The 6,774-nt window shown below is 62.2% G+C and carries 6 protein-coding genes; 5 read left to right on the top strand and 1 reads right to left on the bottom strand.

Going from position 1 to position 6,774, the window contains the following annotated elements:
* From AC1DLB_RS17085 to metC, 5 genes are all read left to right on the top strand, one after another.
* Positions 1–621 (top strand): amino acid ABC transporter permease (locus tag AC1DLB_RS17085; protein ID WP_477785327.1); only part of this gene is annotated, 621 nt, incomplete at its 5' end.
* The gene (locus AC1DLB_RS17080) at positions 611–1,399 is read left to right on the top strand and encodes an amino acid ABC transporter permease (RefSeq protein WP_477785326.1); all 789 of its coding nucleotides are present in this window, start codon (positions 611–613) and stop codon (positions 1,397–1,399) included. The genes AC1DLB_RS17085 and AC1DLB_RS17080, both read left to right, overlap by 11 nt.
* Positions 1,386–2,222, top strand: a complete 837-nt coding sequence (locus tag AC1DLB_RS17075) for an amino acid ABC transporter ATP-binding protein (protein ID WP_477742934.1) — start codon at positions 1,386–1,388, stop codon at positions 2,220–2,222. Before AC1DLB_RS17080 ends, AC1DLB_RS17075 begins: the two co-directional genes overlap by 14 nt.
* 17 nt (positions 2,223–2,239) lie before the next feature.
* Positions 2,240–2,836 (top strand): cysteine dioxygenase family protein, encoded by a 597-nt coding sequence (locus AC1DLB_RS17070; RefSeq protein ID WP_477742935.1) that lies wholly within the window; start codon positions 2,240–2,242, stop codon positions 2,834–2,836.
* Positions 2,833–5,592 (top strand): cystathionine beta-lyase, encoded by a 2,760-nt coding sequence (gene metC, locus AC1DLB_RS17065; RefSeq protein ID WP_477785325.1) that lies wholly within the window; start codon positions 2,833–2,835, stop codon positions 5,590–5,592. The genes AC1DLB_RS17070 and metC overlap by 4 nt, the downstream gene beginning before the upstream one ends.
* On the opposite strand, the gene AC1DLB_RS17060 is transcribed toward metC, so the two are convergent.
* The coding region (locus AC1DLB_RS17060) for an MFS transporter (protein ID WP_477785324.1) at positions 5,589–6,774 on the bottom strand (1,186 nt) is incomplete at its 5' end. The genes metC and AC1DLB_RS17060 overlap by 4 nt on opposite strands.

Below are 6,774 nucleotides of genomic sequence, written 5' to 3'. Positions count from 1 at the left end.
GTGCTGCTGTGCCTGTTCACCATCGTCGGCAGCCTGCTGGCGGGGGTCGGTTTGGCGGCGATGCTGACCTCGGGTAAAACCTGGCTGGCAAAACCTGTGCGGGTGTTTGTCGAAGTCACCCGCAACACGCCGACCCTGGTGCAGCTGTATTGCGCATTTCTGGTGCTGAACATGCTGCTGACCCAGGCCGTTGGCGCGGCCAACCCGCTGACGCCGTTCGCCTGGGTGGTGATCGTGATTTCGCTGCACAAAGGTGCGTTTCATGCCGAAGCCTTGCGTGCCGGGATCGAAGCGGTGCCGGCAGTGACAATCGAGGCGGCCAGTTCGCTGGCGTTCAGCAGTCGCCAGTTGTTGTGGAATGTGCAACTGCCACTGGCCTTGCGCTTCGCCTTGCCATCGCTGATCAACAATCTGATCGACCTGGTGAAAATGACCGCCGTCGCCTCGGCCATCGCCGTCGGCGATATCACCTACGCGGCGATCATGATCTGGACCCAGAGCGATAACGTGTTGGAGCTGATGATTCTGATCCTGACGTTTTTCGGCCTGCTGAGTTTTACCGTCAATTGTGTGGGGCGCCTGCTCGAAGCGCGCCTGAGGATGCCCGGTTATGGCCATTGAATCGTCCGTCACCGCGCCGCTGGCCTGGCCGCGTCGGCATGTCGGCAAGTTGCTGCTGTTGGTGGGGGCCGTGCTCTGGCTGGTGTATTTCGCGCCGCACAGCCCGGTACTCAAGGCTTTGCTGCAATGGTCGCCAGCCTTGGTCGTCGGGTTTGGCCAGAACATTCTGATCAGTCTGGTGGCGATCGGGCTGGGCTCGTTGCTGGGGTTGTTGGTCGGTGCCCTGACGTTGTCGCCGTTGTGGCTGCTGCGCTTGCCGGCGCGGATCTGGGTGCAGATTTTTCGCAACGCGCCGTGGCTGGTGCTGATCTATTTCACCACCTATGTGTTCCCGTTCGAGATCCACATCGGCAGCGCTTATGTCGCGTTCCCGGACTGGGTCAAGGTCACGATTGGCCTGGCGTTGCCGGCGAGCGCCCATGTTGCGGAGATCTTCCGTGGTGCCGTCRCCTCGATCCCCAGTACCCAGTGGGAAGCGGCGCGATCCCTGGCTTTCACTCGCGGGCAGATTTTCCGCTCGATCATCCTGCCGCAGTGCTTCAAACGCATGTTGCCGCCGTGGATGAACCTCTACGCGGTGATCACCATGGGCACCGCACTGGCGTCTTTGGTGGGCGTGCATGACGTGATCGACACCGCGCAAATCGCCAGCAACACGGTGAACCTCACCGGCTTCACTGTGGTGATTTACCTGAGCCTGCTGGTGCTGTTCTTTGCTTACTGCTACCCGATTTCCCGACTCACCCAACGCCTGGAGCGACGTTATGCCTTCTACTGAAACCGTCGCCGAACCCTTGGTCAGCCTGCGCGACCTGCACCTGTCATTTGGCAGCAACCCGGTGCTCAAGGGCATAGACCTCGACGTGCATCGCGGCCAGGCCGTGTCGATCATTGGCCCGTCCGGCTCCGGCAAGTCGACGATCCTGCGCTGCATCACCGGCCTGTTGCAGCCCCAGCGCGGGAGCATCCGCGTCGGCGCCACCGAGGTTCACACCCTGGCCCAGGAAAGCCAGCGTATCGAATTGCGCAAGCGTGTGGGGTTTGTGTTCCAGCAGTACAACCTGTTTCCGCATTTGTCGGTGCTGGAGAACCTGGTAATCGCCCCGCGCAAAGTGCTCGGGCGCAACCGCGCCGAGGCCGAAAAAGACGCCCGCGCCTTGCTGGCCAAGGTGCGCATGGAGCACAAGGCCGATGCCTATCCGGGGCAACTCTCCGGCGGTCAGCAACAGCGGGTGGCGATTGCCCGGGCGTTGGCCATGCGCCCGGAACTGATTCTGTTCGATGAGGTGACTTCTGCCCTCGACCCGGAAACCGTTGGTGAGGTGCTTACGGTGATTCGCGAACTCACGGAAGAGGGCATGACCTGCGTGCTGGTGACCCACGAAATGCGTTTTGCCGAAGAGATCAGCGACATCGTCTACTTCACCGAAAACGGCGTGATCGTCGAGCGCGGTAGTGCCGAGCAGATCTTCCAGCACCCCACCAGCGAGCGGACCCGGGAGTTTCTGCGTCACGCCCTGGGCGATCCGGGACGCCGTCCCCGTGTCGCCAACGATCCGTATCTGTTGAGTAACCTGAGCCGCTACAGCCTGTCCGTCTAATACCGAGGAGTCTGTTCATGAGTACCAATAGCCGTGCCGCCGTCATCGAGGATTTCCTCAAGAAAATCCGCGTCATCCATCAGCGTGGCGTCGACCGCGCCGCGTTGACGGAGATCGTCGCCTTGCTCGAAACCCTGGCCGAGCGCCGTGATCTGTTTAATTTCGACGCGTTCCCGGCGCCCGTGCCGGGGCAGGGCAGCACCGCGTTCCGCTACCGCCTCAACGACGATGGCGACACGCCGACGCTGTACCTCAACTCATTGCTGCCGGGTAAAAGTACGATCCCGCACAACCACGAAACCTGGGCGATCATCAGCGCCATCGAAGGTCAGGAAATCAATTACGTCTACACCCGTGATGACGAGGGCCGCGAGCCTGGGTTCACCACGTTGCACCTGGAAAAAGAAGTGATCGTGCATCCCGGCACGTCGATCTCGTTTCTCGGTGAAGACCTGCATGGCATCCGTGTCGAAGGCGAGCAGCCGACCCTGCATTTCCACCTGTACGGTTTGCCGCTGGAATCGCTCAATGGCCGTTATGGGGTCGAGGCCGACGGGCGCATTCTCAATTACAACGCCTCGCAAATGGCGCCGTCGATCAAGGCCTACACATGAGCCAGACCGTAACCCCAGGGCAACTGCAGCAATGGCTGTTCGACGGGCAGGAAATTGCCCTGTTTGACGTGCGTGAGCATGGCCAATATGGCGAAGCTCACCTGTTTCACGGGGTGAACCTGCCCTACAGTCGCCTGGAGCTGGAGGTCCGACGCCTGGCGCCGAATCCTCAGGTGCGGCTGGTGATCTATGACCAGAACGGCGGGGACATCGCGGTGCGCTCTGCTCGGCGTTTGCAGGCGCTGGGGTACAGCTGCGTGCATATTCTCGACGGCGGTGCCGATGCCTGGCAGGCGGCAGGCCTGCAACTGTTCGCGGGTGTGCATGTGCCGTCCAAAGCCTTTGGCGAGTTGGTGGAAGAGGCCAGTGATACACCGCATGTCACCGCCAGGCAGCTGGCTGAATGGCAAGCCCGGGGCGAGCCTCTGGTGGTGCTGGACGGTCGGCCGTTCGACGAATACCGCAAGATGACCATCCCCGGTTCTGTCTGCTGCCCGAACGGCGAGCTGGGCTATCGCGTACAGGATCTGGTGCCGGACGACAGCACGCCGATTGTGGTCAATTGTGCCGGTCGAACCCGCAGCATTATTGGCGCCCAGACCCTGATCAATCTGGGATTGAAGAATCCGGTCTACGCCTTGGAAAACGGTACGCAGGGCTGGTACCTGGAAGATTTCCGGCTGGAACATGGCAGCACCCGCCGCTATGCCGATGAGGTGTCATCCAAGACCTTGCCGCAACAACGCCTCGCCGCGGTACAACTGGCCGCACGGGCCGGGGTAAACACCGTTACGGCGGCGCAGGTCGAGCAGTGGGCCGAGGAGGCCGCACGCAGTTTGTTTCTGTGCGATGTGCGCACCGCCGAGGAGTTTGTCGCCGGCAGTTTGCCCGGTGCGCAACACACGCCGGGCGGACAGTTGATTCAGTCTACCGACCTGTATATCGGCGTGCGTCAGGCGCGGTTGGTGCTGATCGACAGCGATGGCATACGGGCGCCGATCGTTGCCAGTTGGCTTCGGCAGTTGGGGCATGAAGCTTATGTGCTGGAAGGTGGGGTGAGTAGCGGTCTGGCATTGCCCGCGCTTGAGGTATCCGTTCACGAAACATTGCCCGTGACCACCGCGCAAGCCCTGGCCGATGCGTTGAAGGATGACGCGGTGGCATTGATTGACCTGCGCCCGAGCATGACCTTCCGCAAAGGTCATATCGCCGGCTCGCGCTGGTCGATTCGTTCGTTGCTGGCAAGTGAAGTGGCCGGTGAACAGCGACCCCTGGTGTTGCTGGCCGATGACCCGCAGCTGGCAGCGTTCGCGGCGCTGGAATTACCCGATGTTCAACGTGCGCAAACCCGGCTGTTGAGCGGCGGCGTTGACGCCTGGCGCGAGGCGGGTTTTGCGTTGCAAGAGGATGCCAACACGCCGCCGGATCAGCAGTGCATCGATTTTCTGTTCTTTACCCATGATCGCCACGCCGGTAACAAAGACGCGGCTCGTCAGTACCTGGCTTGGGAAATCGGCCTGTTGGCGCAAATGAGCGCAGACGAAATCGCCAGCCTGAAACCGCTGCGCGCGCCGTCTCAAGCGACTCGTGATGCGCGGGTGCGTACCCGTCTAGTGCAGGCGGCGCGTACCGAAAAGGGCAGTGGCAGTCGAGGTGTCAACGTGCCCGTCACTCGTTTGAGCACGGTGCTGTTCGACAACCTGGCGCAGATGCGCGATGCCCGTGCTCGCCGTGACCGGGAGCGGGTGCTGAGCTATGGCGCTCGGGGCAATCCGACCGCTTTTGCCTTGGAAGACCTGGTGACGGAGCTGGAAGGCGGTTATCGCACCCGCTTGTTTGGCACCGGGCTGGCGGCGGTGGCGCAGACGTTCCTGGCCTACCTGCGGCCCGGCGATCATGTGCTGATCACCGACGCGGTGTATGCGCCCGTGCGGCGTCTGGCTCGGGAGCTGCTTGGGCCGTTCGGCATCCAGGTCGGCTACTTCGCGCCTGACGGCAGCGGCCTGCAAGGGCAACTGCAAGCCAATACAAAAATGGTCTACACCGAAGTGCCCGGCTCGCTGCTGTATGAACTCAGCGACCTGCCGGCCATCGCCGCACTGTGCAAACCACGGGGCATCCTGCTGGCCGTCGATAACACCTGGGGTTCGGGCTACCTGTACCGGCCGCTGACGCTGGGCGCGGACATCTCGATCATGGCGTTGACCAAGTACCTGTGCGGCCACAGCGATGTGGTCATGGGCAGCGTCTGTACCCGGCAAGAAGTCTGGCAGCCGCTGGCGTCCATGAGCGACACCTTTGGCAGCGCCGTCAGCCCTGACGACGCCTGGCTGGTGCTGCGCGGCGCCCGAACCCTGGCGCCACGCCTGGAGGTGCACGAACGCCAGGCCCTGGAAATCGCTCATTGGCTACAAGCGCAACCGCAGGTGAAACGGGTGTTCCATCCGGCGCTGGCCGATCATCCCCATCATGCCCTGTGGCGACGGGACTTCACGGGCAGTAACGGCTTACTGTCCTTCGAACTGCGTGATGCCGACGCTACGTATGTAGAGCGCTTCATCGATGCGTTGCAAGTGTTTGGTCTGGGCGCGTCCTGGGGCGGCTATGAAAGCCTGGTCACCGTCGYCGACACCCAGGATCGCAACAGTGCGGCAGATCGCGCATTGAACCCGGTGCTGCGGTTGCACATTGGCCTGGAAGATGTCGACGCGTTGATCGAGGATTTGCAACGCGGGTTCACCGCGATCGAGGACTAGGACTTGCGCAACAGGAGCAACGCCAACGCCGCAGCCGCCAGCACCGCCCCGGCGATGAAAGTGCTGGCGGAGCCCGAGGTTTCCCATAGCGCGCCAGCCAGTACGCTGGCGATCAACAGGCACACGCCGCTGATCAGATTGAACAGGCCGAAGGCCGTGCCCCTGAGATGCTCGGGTGCAGTGTCGGCGATCAGCGTCGCGAGAATGCCCTGGCTGAAGCCCATGTGCAGGCCCCACAGGGCTACGCCCGCCAGCATGGTCATGATTGAATCCGCTTGCGCCAGCAGCAGGTCCGCCAGGATCAGCAGCCCCATGCCGACACACAGCAACTTGGTGCGGCTGATCCGGTCGGACAACCAGCCGGCAGGGTAGGCCGACACCGCATACAGCAGCGACATGACCACCATCACCATTGGCACCCAAGTGGCCGTCAGGCCTGTCTGCTGCGCTTTCAAGACCAGAAAGGCCTCGCTGAAACGGGCCAGCGTGAAGAGCCCRCCGACGATCACTACCCACCAGTAACCCCGGGAAAACTCCCGCAGAACCTTCCAGTGGATAGGCGAGCGAAAGGTGTGTTTCCCGGCGACATCGGTTGGTTCTTTGACTCCACCGACAATCAGCGCCACCGATATCACCGCCGGGATCACCGCAAACCACAACACCAGATGGATCTGCCCGAGCCAGAGCATCAGCACGATCGCCAGAACCGGACCCAGAATCGCCCCCACGGTGTCCATCGACTGGCGTAAGCCGAAGCAGGCACCACGGATTTCGGCGGGGGCGACATCGGCGACCAGCGCATCGCGCGGCGCGCCACGAATGCCTTTGCCGATGCGATCCAGAAAGCGCGCGGTAAATACCACATCAACCGAGTGCGCGAGGGGAAACAGCGGCTTCGACAACGCCGCCAGACCGTAGCCCATCAACAGCAGGCCTTTACGCCGGCCGATAAAGTCGCTGATGGCGCCGGAGAATATCTTGACCACCATCGCCGTCGCCTCGGCGATGCCCTCGATCACCCCGACGGTCAGTGCGCTAGCGCCTAAAGTGGTGACCAGAAATACCGGCAACAGGCTGTGCACCAGCTCTGACGAAAGGTCCATGAACAGGCTGACAAAACCCAGGGCCCAGACCGTGGAGGGGATACGCAGTGAGGCTGGTCTGGGTTTTGCTAGGTTGTCC

The sequence above is a fragment of the Pseudomonas sp. 05N434 genome (assembly GCF_056396965.1).
This window is presented reverse-complemented; position numbering and strand designations above follow the sequence as displayed.

Excerpts from the sequence above, each read along its gene's own strand:
- AC1DLB_RS17070 (WP_477742935.1), top strand. The coding sequence starts at position 2,240 with ATGAGTACCAATAGCCGTGCCGCCGTCATCGAGGATTTCCTCAAGAAA.
- AC1DLB_RS17075 (WP_477742934.1), top strand. The coding sequence starts at position 1,386 with ATGCCTTCTACTGAAACCGTCGCCGAACCCTTGGTCAGCCTGCGCGAC.